General features: G+C 60.6%; 13 protein-coding genes. 5 read left to right on the plus strand and 8 right to left on the minus strand.

Annotation, left to right across the window (positions count from 1 at the left end; all coding sequences use genetic code 11):
• Window positions 1-233 precede the first annotated feature (233 nt).
• Window positions 234-2,417 carry a YccS family putative transporter gene (gene yccS / locus KI241_RS25280; protein WP_042729640.1) on the plus strand — a complete coding sequence of 728 codons (2,184 nt, stop codon included), beginning with the start codon at window positions 234-236 and terminating at the stop codon, window positions 2,415-2,417.
• Between the two features lie 114 nt (window positions 2,418-2,531).
• Here yccS and KI241_RS25285 read toward each other — a convergent pair whose 3' ends face one another.
• On the minus strand, window positions 2,532-3,269 hold the full coding sequence (locus tag KI241_RS25285; RefSeq protein WP_042729639.1) for a transporter substrate-binding domain-containing protein: 738 nt from the start codon (window positions 3,267-3,269) through the stop codon (window positions 2,532-2,534).
• Window positions 3,270-3,531: 262 nt separating this feature from the next.
• On the opposite strand from KI241_RS25285, the gene KI241_RS25290 reads away from it, so the two are divergent.
• Window positions 3,532-3,984 carry a GNAT family N-acetyltransferase gene (locus KI241_RS25290; protein WP_042729638.1) on the plus strand — a complete coding sequence of 151 codons (453 nt, stop codon included), beginning with the start codon at window positions 3,532-3,534 and terminating at the stop codon, window positions 3,982-3,984.
• Window positions 3,985-4,083: 99 nt separating this feature from the next.
• Here the strand turns inward: KI241_RS25290 and KI241_RS25295 are convergent, their stop codons facing one another.
• Genes KI241_RS25295 through KI241_RS25305 form a run of 3 tightly spaced genes read right to left on the minus strand, consistent with a single transcriptional unit; the run spans window position 4,084 to window position 7,053 of the window.
• Entirely contained in the window at window positions 4,084-4,380 is a 297-nt protein-coding gene (locus tag KI241_RS25295) for a winged helix-turn-helix domain-containing protein (protein WP_042729637.1), read from the minus strand.
• A 4-nt stretch (window positions 4,381-4,384) separates the two neighbouring features.
• Window positions 4,385-4,888 (minus strand): M48 family metallopeptidase, encoded by a 504-nt coding sequence (locus tag KI241_RS25300; RefSeq protein WP_042729636.1) that lies wholly within the window; start codon window positions 4,886-4,888, stop codon window positions 4,385-4,387.
• Window positions 4,889-4,929: 41 nt separating this feature from the next.
• Complete coding sequence (locus tag KI241_RS25305; RefSeq protein ID WP_042729635.1) at window positions 4,930-7,053, minus strand: EAL domain-containing protein; 2,124 nt, start codon at window positions 7,051-7,053, stop codon at window positions 4,930-4,932.
• A gap of 323 nt (window positions 7,054-7,376) precedes the next feature.
• On the opposite strand from KI241_RS25305, the gene KI241_RS25310 reads away from it, so the two are divergent.
• The 3 genes from KI241_RS25310 to KI241_RS25320 all read left to right on the plus strand — a co-directional run bounded on the left by KI241_RS25310 (window position 7,377) and on the right by KI241_RS25320 (window position 9,777).
• Window positions 7,377-8,045 carry a polysaccharide lyase family 7 protein gene (locus KI241_RS25310; protein ID WP_042729634.1) on the plus strand — a complete coding sequence of 223 codons (669 nt, stop codon included), beginning with the start codon at window positions 7,377-7,379 and terminating at the stop codon, window positions 8,043-8,045.
• A gap of 330 nt (window positions 8,046-8,375) precedes the next feature.
• Window positions 8,376-9,044: a polysaccharide lyase family 7 protein gene (locus KI241_RS25315; protein WP_042729633.1), complete on the plus strand. Its 669-nt coding sequence runs from the start codon at window positions 8,376-8,378 to the stop codon at window positions 9,042-9,044.
• A gap of 448 nt (window positions 9,045-9,492) precedes the next feature.
• A complete protein-coding gene (locus tag KI241_RS25320; protein ID WP_047735887.1) occupies window positions 9,493-9,777 on the plus strand; it encodes a hypothetical protein in 285 nt (94 codons plus the stop codon).
• Window positions 9,778-9,933: 156 nt separating this feature from the next.
• Here KI241_RS25320 and KI241_RS25325 read toward each other — a convergent pair whose 3' ends face one another.
• From KI241_RS25325 to KI241_RS25340, 4 genes are all read right to left on the minus strand, one after another.
• Window positions 9,934-11,169 carry a hypothetical protein gene (locus tag KI241_RS25325; RefSeq protein ID WP_160310719.1) on the minus strand — a complete coding sequence of 412 codons (1,236 nt, stop codon included), beginning with the start codon at window positions 11,167-11,169 and terminating at the stop codon, window positions 9,934-9,936.
• Between the two features lie 702 nt (window positions 11,170-11,871).
• A complete protein-coding gene (fba, locus tag KI241_RS25330) occupies window positions 11,872-12,936 on the minus strand; it encodes a class II fructose-bisphosphate aldolase (RefSeq protein ID WP_003177554.1) in 1,065 nt (354 codons plus the stop codon).
• A 245-nt stretch (window positions 12,937-13,181) separates the two neighbouring features.
• Window positions 13,182-13,514, minus strand: a complete 333-nt coding sequence (locus KI241_RS25335) for an MliC family protein (protein ID WP_047735885.1) — start codon at window positions 13,512-13,514, stop codon at window positions 13,182-13,184.
• 56 nt (window positions 13,515-13,570) lie between these two features.
• Window positions 13,571-13,795, minus strand: coding sequence for a hypothetical protein (locus KI241_RS25340; RefSeq protein WP_042732123.1), 225 nt, complete (start codon window positions 13,793-13,795; stop codon window positions 13,571-13,573).
• Between the last annotated feature and the right edge of the window lie 28 nt (window positions 13,796-13,823).

Genomic DNA, 13,823 nt, shown 5'->3' on the forward strand with positions numbered 1-13,823 from the left:
CAAATCCTGTGGGAGCGAGCTTGCTCGCGAAAGGCGGTGTGTCAGCCAATTCAGATGCTGACTGACACACCGCATTCGCGAGCAAGCCCGCTCCCACAGGAGGCCAGTGGTGCTTTGGGAAGCGCATTCACACGTGACGGAACACTTTTTGCTGCCAGATGTGATCGCCCCCATTGCGTCGGCGTCATTACTGCCTCAATTTAGCGTCATTGCCCGTCAGGCCCGTGCACTTCATGTCATCGACCTCGTTTAGCCAATCTCTGCGTCGCCTTTGGGCGTTGGATAAGTTCAGTTATAGCGTGCGGGTGTTCATCGCCCTGACCGGCAGCATGGGGCTATGCTGGTACCTCGATGAAATGGCCCTGCTGATCCCATTGTTCCTGGGCATCATCGCCAGTGCACTGGCCGAGACCGACGACAGTTGGCAAGGGCGCCTCAACGCGCTGGTCGTCACCCTGGTGTGCTTCAGCGTCGCGGCGCTGTCGGTGGAGTTGCTGTTCCCCTATCCCGTCCTGTTCATCATTGCCCTGGCCCTGGCGAGCTTCGGCCTGACCATGCTCGGTGCCCTGGGCGAACGCTACGGCGCGATTGCCTCGGCCACCTTGATCCTGTCGGTCTATACGGTGATCGGCGTGGACCAACGCGGTGGCGCGGTCACCGACTTCTGGCACGAGCCCTCGCTATTGGTCGCCGGCGCGGCGTGGTACGGCCTGCTCTCGGTGCTGTGGCACGCGCTGTTTTCCAACCAGCCGGTGCAGCAGAGCCTGGCGCGGCTGTTTCGCGAGCTGGGGCGCTACCTGAAGCTCAAGTCGTCGCTGCTCGAACCGATCCGCCAACTGGACATCGAAGCGCGACGCCTGGAACTGGCCCAGCAGAACGGTCGGGTGGTCGCCGCCCTCAACAGCGCCAAGGAGATCATCCTGCACCGCGTTGGCAACGGCCGGCCGGGGTCGAAAGTCAGCCGCTACCTGAAGCTGTACTTCCTGGCCCAGGACATCCACGAGCGCGCCAGCTCGTCTCACTACCCGTACAACGCCCTGGCCGAGGCGTTCTTCCACAGCGACGTGCTGTTCCGCTGCCAGCGCCTCCTGCGCCAGCAAGGCAAGGCTTGCCAGGCCCTGGCCGAATCGATCCAGTTACGCCAGCCGTTCGTCTACGACGACACCTTCGCCGAAGCCCTCAACGACCTGCACGCCTCCCTGGAGCACCTGCGGATCCAGAGCAATCCGGCCTGGCGCGGTCTGCTGCGGTCGCTGCGGGCATTGTCGGTGAACCTGGCCACCATGGACCGCCTGCTCAGCGACGCCAGCAACCCCGACGCCCTGGCCGATGCCACCGACAGCAGCCTGCTGGACCGCTCGCCGCGCAACCTCAAGGACGTCTGGCTACGCTTGCGCACCCAGTTCACGCCGACCTCGCTGCTGTTCCGCCATGCCCTGCGCCTGCCCCTGGCCTTGAGCGTCGGTTACGCCGTGGTGCACATGATCCACCCGTCCCAGGGTTACTGGATCATCCTCACCACGTTGTTCGTCTGCCAGCCGAACTACGGCGCCACCCGGCGCAAGCTCGGCCAGCGGATCATCGGCACCGCCATCGGCCTGACCGTGGCCTGGGCATTGTTCGACCTGTTCCCCAACCCACTGGTGCAGTCGTGCTTCGCCATTGCCGCCGGGGTGGTGTTCTTCACCAACCGCACGACCCGCTACACCCTGGCGACGGCAGCGATCACCATCATGGTGCTGTTCTGCTTCAACCAGGTGGGCGATGGCTATGGCCTGCTGCTGCCGCGCCTGTTCGACACCTTGCTCGGCAGCCTGATCGCCGGGCTGGCGGTGTTCCTGTTCCTGCCGGACTGGCAAGGCCGGAGGCTAAACAAGGTGCTGGCCAATACGCTGACCTGCAACAGCATCTACCTGCGCCAGATCATGCAGCAGTACGCCGCCGGCAAAAGTGATGACCTGGCTTATCGCCTGGCCCGACGCAACGCCCACAACGCCGACGCGGCACTGTCCACCACGCTGGCCAACATGCTGATGGAGCCGGGGCATTTCCGTAAGGAAGCCGATGTGGGCTTCCGCTTCCTGGTGCTGTCCCACACCCTGCTCAGCTACCTCTCGGGCCTGGGCGCCCACCGGGGCACCGAGCTGCCGGCGCAGGTGCGCGAAGACCTGATCGACGGGGCGGGAGTGAAGCTGGCGACCAGCATCGATGAAATCGCCCAGGGCCTGGCGAGCAAACAGCCGATTGCGGTGCAAAGTGACGAAGAAGAAGCCCTGGCCAATGCCCTGGAGCAGATGCCCGACGAGATCGACGAAGGCCAGCGGCTGGTGCAAACGCAATTGGCGTTGATCTGCCGTCAGTTGGGGCCATTGCGCACGTTGGCGGCGCATTTGATCAAGGAGACGGGTGAGGCCTGACCCGGTGGTGTCCAGACGGTCGCCTTCGCGAGCAAGCTCGCTCCCACGTTGGAATGCGTTCCCCTGTGGCAGCGAGCTTGCTCGCGATGAGGCCGGCGCAGGCACGCAAACTGCTCACATCCCGTGCTGCTTCAATATTCGCTCATAGCTCCCATCGGCCTTCATCGCCGCAATCTCACGATCGAACCCCGCCACGATCTGCTCGTGCTCCGGGTTCTTCAGGCTGACCAGGATGTGCAGGCTGTTCTCGCTCAACGGCTTGGGCAAAAACTCCACGGCGTTGCGCACCTTGGCGGATTCGCGAGACAGGTAGTAACGGGCGACGAACTCATCTTCCAAGGTCAGTTTGACCCGGTCGGCGGCCAACATGCGCACTGCCATGGCGAAACTGTGGACCGGAACCTTCTGCATCTGCGGGTCTTCATCGAATGCCTTGGAGTAGGCATAACCGCGCACCACGGCAATCGGATATACGTGCAGTTGCTGCAAGTCGTCGTATTCGATGGGGATGTCCTTGCGTTTGATGAAACGCACGCTGTTGAGCAGGTACTCGGCCGAGAATTGGCCGATGCGGGTGCGCTCCTCGCTGTACCAGGCGTTGATCAACACATCGTAGCGGCCCTCGCCGATGCCCAGCATGGCCCGGGCCCAGGGCACCTGCTCGAAGTCGGTGGCATACCCCGCCCGCGCCAGGGCCGTGCTGACGATATCGGTCGCCAGGCCGCCGTTGACCAGCGTGGCGTCGGTAAAAGGAGGCCAACCATCGGCGACCAGGCGCAACTTTTGTGCGTAGGCGTTATGGCTCAGCAACAGCAACCCGACCAAAGCAAGAGCTCGATGCAATCGCGGCATGCCAACATCCTTGACGGGTTCAAATCCCGGTTTGTTTTTAGCCGAAACTCAAAGGCGATCCCTAAGATATCCGGTCCTAACATTAGCTCATTGAAACCGCTGCGCAGGGCTGGGTCGAAGATTACACAAAGAAGACAACAGCGCGACAGGCCAATGATGGCATTTTGGCCTCTATCACAGTTTTTTCCAGTCGCCCAAGGAAAGAGACTTCCCGGGGCAGCCCGCTTAATATCGGCAGCAGGTTTTTCAGGAAATTCAAAAAATGGACATCGACTGGGTCTGCAAACATCACAGTGACCTGAGCAAGGAACAGCTGTACGCCATCCTCAAATTGCGCGCCGAGGTGTTCGTCGTCGAGCAGAACTGCGCCTATCCCGACGTCGACGGCTTCGACCTGGAAGGCGACACCTGCCACCTGATGGCCTGGCAGGACAACCACCTGGTGGCCTACCTTCGCCTGCTCGACCCGCACTCGCAGAACAGCGACGTGGTGATCGGCCGCGTGATCATCGCGCCGCAGGCACGGGGCAAGGGCCTGGGCCATACGCTGATGGAGCAGGGCCTCAAGCAGGCCGAGAAGCATTGGCCCGGCACGTCGATCTCGTTATCGGCCCAGGCGCATTTGCAGGGGTACTACGGGCGGTATGGGTTCGAGGCGGTGGGGGTGGAATACCTGGAGGATGGGATTCCACACATTGGCATGCACAGGCCTTGAGGCCGTCTTCGCGGGCAAGCCCGCTCCCACATTGGAATGCATGCGCCCTTGTGGGAGCGGGCTTGCCCACGCAGGCGTCAGCCCTGATACCCACCCTCTTCAGGGGTATTGCAGCACCGTCTTGATCTGCTGCAGATTCTCCTCGATCCACCGCCGGTCGATCGCTCCCCAATCGCGAATCCGATAAGAGCCGGCATGATGGCGGGCGCCCTGCGCTTGCTCGAACTCGCAGACGATGTCCAGGTCCGCCAGCGCCGCCACGGTGTCCTGGGCCGTGCGCCGGGGCATCCCGGTGACCTCGGTCAGCGCGGGAATGCTGCTGGCCACGCCGCTGTCGATCAGGTAAGCCACGTACATGCGCCGGTAGAAGCTGGTCTTGGTCTTGCTGACATCCATCCGATCATTCCTTGTGAGGTTGCAGGTCCCGCCAGGTCAGGTACACCCGCAGGTCGAATTCCAATTGGTGATAGCCCGGCAGCATGTGCTCGCAGAGCTGGTAGAACGCCTTGTTGTGATCCGACTCCTTGAAGTGCGCCAGCTCGTGCACGACGATCATGCGCAGGAACTCCGGCGCCGCCTCCTTGAACAGCGCCGCGATGCGGATTTCCTTCTTGGCCTTGAGCTTGCCGCCCTGCACCCGCGAAACGGTAGTGTGCAGGCCGAGGGCGCGGTGGGTCAGGTCCAGGCGATTGTCGAACAGCACCTTGTCGATGGCCGGCGCATTACGCAGGTACTGCTGCTTGAGCTCCAGCGCGTAGCCATACAGGGCCTTGTCGCTCTGGATCGCATGCCGTTCGGGATAGCGCTGTTGCAGGTAGTCGCCCAGGCGATCCTGGGCGATCAGTTGCTGCACCTGAGCTTGCAGGGCGGGCGGATAGGCCTGGAGGTACTTGAGCGCGGTCATCGGGCGGCAACAGTGTGAGAGAGGTCGCCAGTGTAGCGAATTCAGTGCCTGATCGCGCTCCAGTCGAACGGCTCGGCAAAGGCATCGGTGTCGTCGGCCACCAATGGCCGCGCCACCAGAAAGCCCTGCACGAACTCGCAGCCATGGGCCTTGAGCCACTGGTACTGCTCGGCGGTCTCCACCCCTTCGGCAATCACCCGCAAGCCCAGCTGCAGGCACAACTCGATCACCGACGCGGCCAGTGCCGCATCCCGCGGCGAACCGGGCAGGCGGGCGATCAGATGCCGGTCGAGCTTGAGGGTGTCGAGCTCCAGGTCGCGCAGGTGCACCAGCGAGCACGGCCCCGAACCGAAATCATCCAGCGCCACCCGCACCCCGAGGTGACGCAGCAGCCGCAGTTGCTTCTGGGTTTCGTCGGGGTTGCGCACCAGCGCATCTTCCGTCACCTCGACCTCCAGTTGCCGGGGCTTCAAGGCATGGCGCTCCAGCACCTGGCGCAGCTCGGTCACCAGGTTGGGCATGCCGAACTGGGTGCTGCTCAGGCTCACCCCCAGCACCAGGTCGTCCGGGAACCTGCGCTCCCAGACTTTGCGCTGGGCGCCGCTGCGATGGTAGATCCAACTGCCCAGTCGACTGATCAACCGCGCCTCCTCCAGCAACGGCAGGAACAGCCCGGGCGGCACGTCGCCGACGCTCGGATGCTGCCAGCGCAGTAACGCCTCGAAGCCACGGATGCGCCCGTCGCCGATGCTGACCTGGGGTTGATAGACCAGGTTGAACTCACGGTTCTCGATGGCCGAGCGCACGCTTTCTTCGAGCATCAACCGTGAACGGGCTCGACCGTTCATTTCGTGATCGTAAAAACGGTATTGCTGGCGACCGGCGCGCTTGGCCTCGTACATGGCAATGTCGGAGGCACGCAGCAGGCCATCGAGGTTGGCGCCGCAGTCGGGGTACGTCGCGATGCCGATGCTGGCCCCGAGCGCCACGTCCATGCCCTCGATCTGCTGGCAGATCGCGACGCGCTCGATGAGCTTCTCGGCGATCTTGGCCGCCTGCTCCGGAAACTCCAGGTCCAGCAGCGCGGTGAACTCGTCGCCCCCCAGGCGGGCAAGGATGTCGAAGGGCCGCAGGCACGCCTTCAACTGTTCCGAGACCCAGCGCAGCACCCGATCGCCGGCGTCATGGCCGAGCAGGTCATTGACCCGCTTGAAGCCGTCGAGGTCCAGGTACAGCAGCACCCAGTTGCTTTCCAGTCGCTCGCTGCGCATCAGCAGGTTTTCCGCGGTCTGGTAGAACCCTCGCCGGTTGAGCAAGCCGGTCAGCGGGTCCGTGACCGCCTGGTATTCGAGTTGCTGGTGCAGGTGACGCACCACCGACATGTCCTGCAGTGTCACCACCATGGCCTTCTGCTCTGCCGGCAGCGGTGCACAGGACAACGCCACCGACACCTGCTGGCCCGGCGCCGTGCGCAATACGGCATCATGCAGGCGCAAGGTCTGCCCACGGCAATAGGCCGCGAAGATATCGGAATCGGCCCAATCGGGAATGTGGGGTTTTTGCAGGAAATCCAGCATCGGCAGCCCTTGCAACTGCTCAGCCGTCGCGTTGAGCAGTCGGCAGGTGGACGGATTGGCGAAGCGGATGCAGCCGCTCTCATCCACCACCAGGATCCCTTCGGCGGCGTTATCCAGCACCGAAGCGTTGAAGGCCCGGGCCGCTTCCAGGTCCTGGCTCAGGCGCTGCAAGGCTCGGCGATTGCGCTGATGCTCCAGCAACGCCTGGACCTTGGGCTTGAGAATCTGCGGGTCGAAGGGCTTGAACAGGTAATCCACGGCGCCACTGGCATAACCCTTGATCACCGCGTCCTGGGATTGTTCGTTGGCGGTCAGGAAGATGATCGGCGTGAGCCGCGTGCGTTGGCTACCGCGCATCAGGCGCGCCACCTCGAAACCGTCCATGTCGGGCATCTGCACATCCAGCAGCACCAGATCGATGTCGTGTTCGAGCAGCAGGTTGAGGGCCTCGACACCCGAGGCCGCCGTCATCACCTGCCAATCCTGACGCTGCAGTAACGCTCGCATGCTGAGCAGGTTTTCGGGGTAGTCATCAACAATCAAAAGGACAGAGTTGTCTTCGCCAAGCGTAGGTTGCGCGCATTCCATGCTGCTTCTCTTATCAGGCGCCACGTCCGTTTTTCACAAAGTAAAGCGGACAAATACTGAGATCTCACTCTAGACCGGGATTTTGAAAAGCAGTAGGTGTCATCACGCCATCATCCAGACAAAGCCCGAAATAGCCGACTAACGGTCACCCTCCTCAGGCATAGAACCTGCAAAGACGGATTTCGACGGACATTTGACGTCAACCATCCGCCGGGCAGCGCTCGAAAACATCCTGCCTGACTTTTATAGATACGCCTCAAAGGCCTGGGCTAGAGCCTCCCTGATGCGGCGTGCAACATTGAACCGTTACGCAGGATCCGAACATGATCGATCTCAACACCTGGAACTTGAGCATTCCTGAAGGCAGCCCGGCCATCACCATCGAAACCCCTCGATTGGCACAAGGTTTCAAGGACGAATACTTCAACGCCGAAACCGGCACACTATTCTTCTGGGCCCCGGTGACCGGCACCAAGACCGCCAACGCGATCTACCCGCGCAGCGAGCTGCGCGAAACCTACAGCGACGGCACCCTGCGTAACTGGCTGTATTCGGCAGCGGATAACTCGCTGAAGGCGACCCTGATGGTCAACCAGGTACCCAGTACCGGCAAGATCGTGATTGGTCAGATCCACACCAAGGACAGCACCAGCCCCATGGTGAAGCTCGAATACCAGTACAAGACGAAGACCTCCACCGGCAACATCGTCGCCAAGGTCCGCATGCGTCCTGACGACGAGGAAGGGCAGGTCATCATCATTGCGACCGGCGTCAAGCTCGACAGCCGGTTCTCCTACCAGATTCATCTCAACCAGAAGGGTGCGCTGGGTATCACCGCAGCGGGCTACAACTGGAGAACCACCATCGACCCGACCTGGAAAGACAAGCCGCTGTATTTCAAGGCGGGGGTCTACGTGCAAGACAACACCGGCTACACCACCGAAGGCGGAAAAGTGACCTTCAGCCTGCTGGCTGTCGATCACAAGATCTGATCCCCTCCAGGCGCCGAAGCAGCAGGGAACGCTGCTTGGGCGGACGCCTGTCGATACGCCCCCTCTCCAAGCAAGAGCTGCCAAAAAGTGGAAAGCGACAGATACCACTTGGCCATCGTTCCAACCATTTTGCGATTAATCGACCAACGGTCATTCCGTTCGGGCACAAAAGCGGCAAATGCCACTCTGACGGTCCGTTGACGCCAACCCTCCGCCGAACGCGTACAGGAAGAATTACCGTCGCGCACGCCCACCGGTGTCTTCAAAAGCGCGTCACAGAGCCTCCGGCTATGGCGTAAATCATTTCTTTTGTACAGAAAGGATCCGAGCATGGTCGATCTTGCAACGTGGAACTTGAGCATCCCTGAAGGCAGCCCGCCGAAAACCATCGAAACCCCACGCCTGGTGGACGGGTTCAAGAACAAATACTTCAACTCCGACGGCAGTACCGTCTACTTCTGGGCGCCGGTCACCGGCGCCAAGACCGAAAACGCCATCTACCCGCGCAGCGAGCTGAGGGAAACCTATAAAGACGGCACCTTGCGTAATTGGCTATACCCCGACGCCGATAACTTCTTGAATGCCACCCTGACCGTGAACCAGGTGCCCAGCAGCGGCAAAGTGGTCATCGGTCAGATCCATACCAAGGACAGCAACAAGCCCATGGTGAAACTGGAATACCAGTACAAAGAGGCTACCGACAGCGGTGACATCGTCGCCAAGGTCCGGATGCGCCCCGACGACAAAGATGCCCGGGTCATCACCGTCGCCACTGGTATAAAGCTTGGCCGCGCCTTCTCCTACCGCATTCACCTTGACCGCACCGGCGACCTGGGCATCACCGCGGCGGGCCGCAGCTGGTACACCACCATCAGCGCAACCTGGCGAGTCAGGCCGCTGTATTTCAAGGCAGGCGTGTATGTGCAGGACAACACCGGCTATACCAGCGAAGGTGGGAAAGTGACGTTCAGCAAGCTGGATATCGATCACAACACCTGACACGTTCTGTTCCTAAAATCTCGTAGGCATTTACGCTTCGTGGCGAGGGAACTTGCTCCTGTTGGGCTGCGAAGCGGCCCTCGCTTTTCGTCAGACCCGGCGCATGCCCAGGCTTTGCGGCGGCCGCGCTACCGAGCGGGAGCAAGCTCCCTCGCCACGGGGGTGGTGATGGTCCTACAGGTCGGTTGTTGCGTTGGAAATCCACTCTATAGTTAGGGCCGTCGCTGGCTTTGGTCAGTGATCGGGTTTCGCAGCCCAGCAGCAGGAATGCACCGTCGAATGAAATTCAGGCAAACTTGCCCGCGTTCATTTAATGGCGGTTGCGCGCGGGAGACTTTCGGGTCTGCCGGGTTTGATTCCTCTCGGTCTGCGAACCCGCGCGTAGCTGCCACCCATTTGTTTCGCAGCAAAAAGGTGGCATTTCTTCTTAATTGCAGGGATCAACCTTATGACAGCTAATCAGACGTCCAGCCGCTTCACTGCTCTAACCTCAATTGCCACTTCCACCCCTGTCCTGTTCATCGACAGCACAGCACCGTTGGCCGAACTCCACGCCTGCGCCAGTGAGCGCTTGCACGCTACCCTCGATTATTTGACGCTCATGGCCTGCATGACTTTGCGCGATTCGGGAGCCAATGACGTCAATACCATTACTAATGTCGCCCGGATCATGGTGCAGGATGTAGCGGATGTTTTTGGGGTGATTGAACAGCGTGGGCTTGAAGCGCAATAGCGCTCCTATGGAAAAAATCTGTGGGAGCCTGCTTGCGATGGCGGTGGCTCAGCCAAACGGCTTCTGGATGTGCCGTTACCTTCGCGAGCACGCTCGCTCCCACACGGAGTTCTTCATTGGCCTGGGATTCTGTGCTCTACACAGCCCTCCCCTGTCTTAAAGCAAATATTTAGAGATGTACTGGCGCTCGAACGGCAATTCTACGTATAACCGAGTGGTTCCCAGCACCAGGAGATTGCCGTCTGAGGTGAACGCCAAGCGACTGACTTGCTCAAAAAAACCAGCGTCGACCGTGTGCGTCCAGCCCATGTATTCAGGGCTTCCATCAAAGCTTGGAAAGCCAAAGCTATGGTCAAGGGCACCGCTACGTTCCAAACGAAAAAGCACTCCCTGCTCTAGCCCCGCGGTTTGTCCGCCCACCACGATCTTGCCATCGGTTTGGATGGCGACAGCCTTTGCATCCCCACTGTCGATGCCCAGCTCTATTGCCACAAGCGGTTGCCCGCCGTTGAACGTGTTATCGAAGCTCCCGTCACTGTTGAGGCGCAAGACGACTGCATCAGTGGTATGTGCTCCTTCAATGCCGATTCCTCCAACCGCTACCAGTTTTCCGTCGGACTGCAACGCAAGGGCCTGCAGCATCGCCGGGCGCCCGTCAACGGGTACGAAAGTCACGTATCCTCCACTTCCGAATGCCGGTTCCAGGCATCCATCGAGTCGGTACTTGGCGACCAATGCGCTTTCCCCATTGATGACGCCCGTAGCAAGAATGTGCCCACTGTGCAAGACAACTAGAGGCCCGCGCAGCCCTACAGGCGCCAGAAGCACGACGCCCAATTCACCGAATGAATGATCGATTTCGCCATCAACCGTGAAGCGCATGAGCCAGGATGCTCCACTCGAGTATGGACCATGACCAGCGCCGATCACCCGACCATCAGGCAGAAGGGCAATCCTGGCGGTCGTGAGCATACCGATAGGTACCGGTGCCCAAGCGAAGCCACCGTCGCCAAAATCAGGCTCAAGCACACCTTCCGAAGTGACGCACATCAGGCGCACGGTTGTCTGCTCTCGCCCCAATCCGTAGACCAGAACTTTACCCTCCGCCAGAATCGCAACATCTGTCACACTGAAGAACCCCGAATCAGGCATTTGCAGGCCGCCACCATTGCCATAGCTTTGATCGGGCTTGCCATCCGCTGTAAAGCGCCACAGCTCCAGTTGCAGGCCCGGCGCCATGAATGCTGCGAATATTTTTCCATCCGGCAGCTGGACGACCGAACCGGGAAAACGTTCGGTCTCAACACCGGAGGGGGGCGGAAAAACCAGTGCACCTCGGTCAGCAAAAGCTTCATAAGGACTGCCTGGGTGCAAAGGTACGCTCTGGTTCATGGTCATACTCTCCTGAGTTAGCAGCCTCTTGATGACGTCCCGGACAGATCTGCTCAAACTCGCACTTACGATCCGACTTCTGATGGTGCACGGCGTCGCTTTAACGGTCGTGCTTAAAGTGTCACCCAGGGTTTGCAGTGGCGCTACTGTCAGGATCGACAGCTGCACAGACAGTTTCCGAATATAAGGCTGCTCCAAACCACCAGAAGTCATCCAAGAGAATGCCCTCAACAACTGCTGGCACGAGGCGTGCATTGGCCATGAACGCAATGAGGGCGTTGAATGGATTCTGTATGTACCGACGCCTTCGCGGGCAAGCCCGCTCCCACAATTGGATCGGGTATTGCCGAAAGAGTCAGGCCGGCTATTAGGCCGCCTCGCGAGCAAGCTTTGCTCCCACAGCCTTAGCCCTACAGACCTTATGAATGTACGACCGCAAGAGCCAGATCGGCTTTAAGGCCGCTTCGGCGAGCTTTTGATCTGGGGGCCCCGTTAACCACGCCTGCGTTCGGGCACACCGAGCCTAGGCGAGGTGCCGAGTGGTGGGGCAAGGCGCTTTTGGTTACTTTTGGCGCCTTTCCAAAAGTAACCCGCTGTAAGAGCGGAACCCTAAGTAGCCGTTACCGCAGCAATGGATATGCACACAAAAACCGCCCATAAAAAAACCCGCAAAAATGCGGGTTTTTTCGAAAGCAGAAAGACTCAGTTGACCTTGGCGTTCAACTCGCCCTTCAGATAACGCTGGTACATGGCTTCCAAGGAGATCGGCTTGATCTTCGAAGCATTACCCGCCGTACCAAACGCCTCATAGCGCGCAATGCAAACGTCACGCATCGCAGTCACGGTCGCGCCAAAGAACTTGCGCGGATCGAACTCGCTGGGATTGGTCGCCATCAAGCGGCGCATGGCACCGGTGGACGCCAGGCGCAGGTCGGTGTCGATGTTGACCTTGCGCACGCCGTACTTGATGCCTTCGACGATTTCCTCAACCGGCACGCCGTAGGTTTCCTTGATGTCGCCACCGTACTGGTTGATGATCGCCAGCCACTCCTGAGGCACCGAGGACGAACCGTGCATCACCAGGTGGGTGTTGGGGATGCGCTTGTGGATTTCCTTGATGCGGTCGATGGCCAGCACGTCGCCGGTAGGCGGCTTGGTGAACTTGTAGGCGCCGTGGCTGGTGCCGATGGCGATCGCCAGGGCGTCGACCTGGGTCTTCTTGACGAAGTCGGCGGCTTCTTCCGGATCGGTCAGCATCTGGCTGTGATCCAGCACGCCTTCGGCGCCGATACCGTCTTCTTCACCGGCCATGCCGGTTTCCAGCGAACCCAGGCAACCCAGCTCGCCTTCCACCGAAACACCGCAGGCGTGAGCCATGGCAACGGTTTGCTGGGTGACGCGCACGTTGTACTCGTAGTCGGTCGGCGTCTTGCCGTCTTCGCCGAGGGAGCCGTCCATCATCACCGAGCTGAAGCCCAGTTGGATGGAGCGCTGGCAGACGTCCGGGCTGGTGCCATGGTCCTGGTGCATGCACACCGGGATGTGCGGGAATTCTTCGATGGCGGCCAGGATCAGGTGACGCAGGAACGGTGCACCGGCGTATTTACGCGCGCCGGCCGAAGCCTGGACGATCACCGGGGAGTCAGTCTTGTCAGCGGCTTCCATGATGGCGCGCATCTGCTCAAGGTTGTTGACGTTAAAGGCTGGGACGCCGTAGCCGAACTCGGCTGCGTGGTCCAGCATCTGACGCATGCTGATAAGTGCCATGTGTGTCTCTCTCCCGGTCGAGGGTCGTTAATCGTGCCAGCCTGCCGGAGCGGCGGCGGCTATTCAAGTCATTGCAGGTCGGGGCTTGGCCCTGGCCTGGATGTTTGGTGAAGCAAATGCTCGAAACTGCAGCGGCCCCTTGTGGGAGCGGGCTTGCTCGCGAATGCGGTTTCACATCCAACTAAAATGCAATCTGATCCACTGCATTCGCGAGCAAGCCCGCTCCCACACTGGATCTCTGTGAATCAATCGGCCTTGCAGCCACGCCCAATCAAGTCATTGGTGGCGACCCAATACACCAGGCCTTCCTCACCCTTGACGTGAAACGCCAGCATGTCATCGCTGTACAGCGACCCTGAGGCGCCCGGCTCCTGCTTCAGGTGGTAGACCTGCTCGGCACCGCCAAGGCGCACGTCGACTTCCTGATGGGCGGCATCGGTGTAGCGCCAGAGCACCTTGGCCTCGCTGTCACAGGTCCAGGTCGTCCAACCCGTAGCAGGCGCGGACCCGCCCGAAAAACCCAACTGCGCACAACCGGCCAGCACTGCCAACGCCGCAACGGCGATCAAGCCTTTCATCCGTGTTCCTCGACTGACGGCGCACGCCGCCAGCCATGAGTTAAGAGTCAGACCCGTCAAGGACAACCATGTTCCTTGGCCGGGGTTTGCGTCTCGTATTTGTCCAGGCCGTCGGGTCCGGAACGCTTGTTCAGCACCGGATTGGTCTCGGCCTGCCAGTCGGCCTGGTAGCAGCCTTCCTCAGGCGCCGGCGTCCCGGTTTCCGGGGGCGTGGCCTTCGGACTGCCGGAGCAGGCCGCCAACAGCGTCGCCGCAAGCAGCAACGTGAACGTCTTGACCATCAGAACCCTCCTTTGCCTGGTCAACGCA

The organism is Pseudomonas sp. Cab53 (genome assembly GCF_018325965.1).
GTDB classification, from domain to species: domain Bacteria; phylum Pseudomonadota; class Gammaproteobacteria; order Pseudomonadales; family Pseudomonadaceae; genus Aquipseudomonas; species Aquipseudomonas chlororaphis_E.

Bases quoted from the DNA above. Each gene is read 5' to 3' on its own strand.
- yccS (WP_042729640.1), top strand. From the start codon at position 234: ATGTCATCGACCTCGTTTAGCCAATCTCTGCGTCGCCTTTGGGCGTTG.
- KI241_RS25285 (WP_042729639.1), bottom strand. From the start codon at position 3,269: ATGCCGCGATTGCATCGAGCTCTTGCTTTGGTCGGGTTGCTGTTGCTG.
- KI241_RS25290 (WP_042729638.1), top strand. From the start codon at position 3,532: ATGGACATCGACTGGGTCTGCAAACATCACAGTGACCTGAGCAAGGAA.
- KI241_RS25295 (WP_042729637.1), bottom strand. From the start codon at position 4,380: ATGGATGTCAGCAAGACCAAGACCAGCTTCTACCGGCGCATGTACGTG.
- KI241_RS25300 (WP_042729636.1), bottom strand. From the start codon at position 4,888: ATGACCGCGCTCAAGTACCTCCAGGCCTATCCGCCCGCCCTGCAAGCT.
- KI241_RS25305 (WP_042729635.1), bottom strand. From the start codon at position 7,053: ATGGAATGCGCGCAACCTACGCTTGGCGAAGACAACTCTGTCCTTTTG.
- KI241_RS25310 (WP_042729634.1), top strand. From the start codon at position 7,377: ATGATCGATCTCAACACCTGGAACTTGAGCATTCCTGAAGGCAGCCCG.
- KI241_RS25315 (WP_042729633.1), top strand. From the start codon at position 8,376: ATGGTCGATCTTGCAACGTGGAACTTGAGCATCCCTGAAGGCAGCCCG.
- KI241_RS25320 (WP_047735887.1), top strand. From the start codon at position 9,493: ATGACAGCTAATCAGACGTCCAGCCGCTTCACTGCTCTAACCTCAATT.
- KI241_RS25325 (WP_160310719.1), bottom strand. From the start codon at position 11,169: ATGAACCAGAGCGTACCTTTGCACCCAGGCAGTCCTTATGAAGCTTTT.
- fba (WP_003177554.1), bottom strand. From the start codon at position 12,936: ATGGCACTTATCAGCATGCGTCAGATGCTGGACCACGCAGCCGAGTTC.
- KI241_RS25335 (WP_047735885.1), bottom strand. From the start codon at position 13,514: ATGAAAGGCTTGATCGCCGTTGCGGCGTTGGCAGTGCTGGCCGGTTGT.
- KI241_RS25340 (WP_042732123.1), bottom strand. From the start codon at position 13,795: ATGGTCAAGACGTTCACGTTGCTGCTTGCGGCGACGCTGTTGGCGGCC.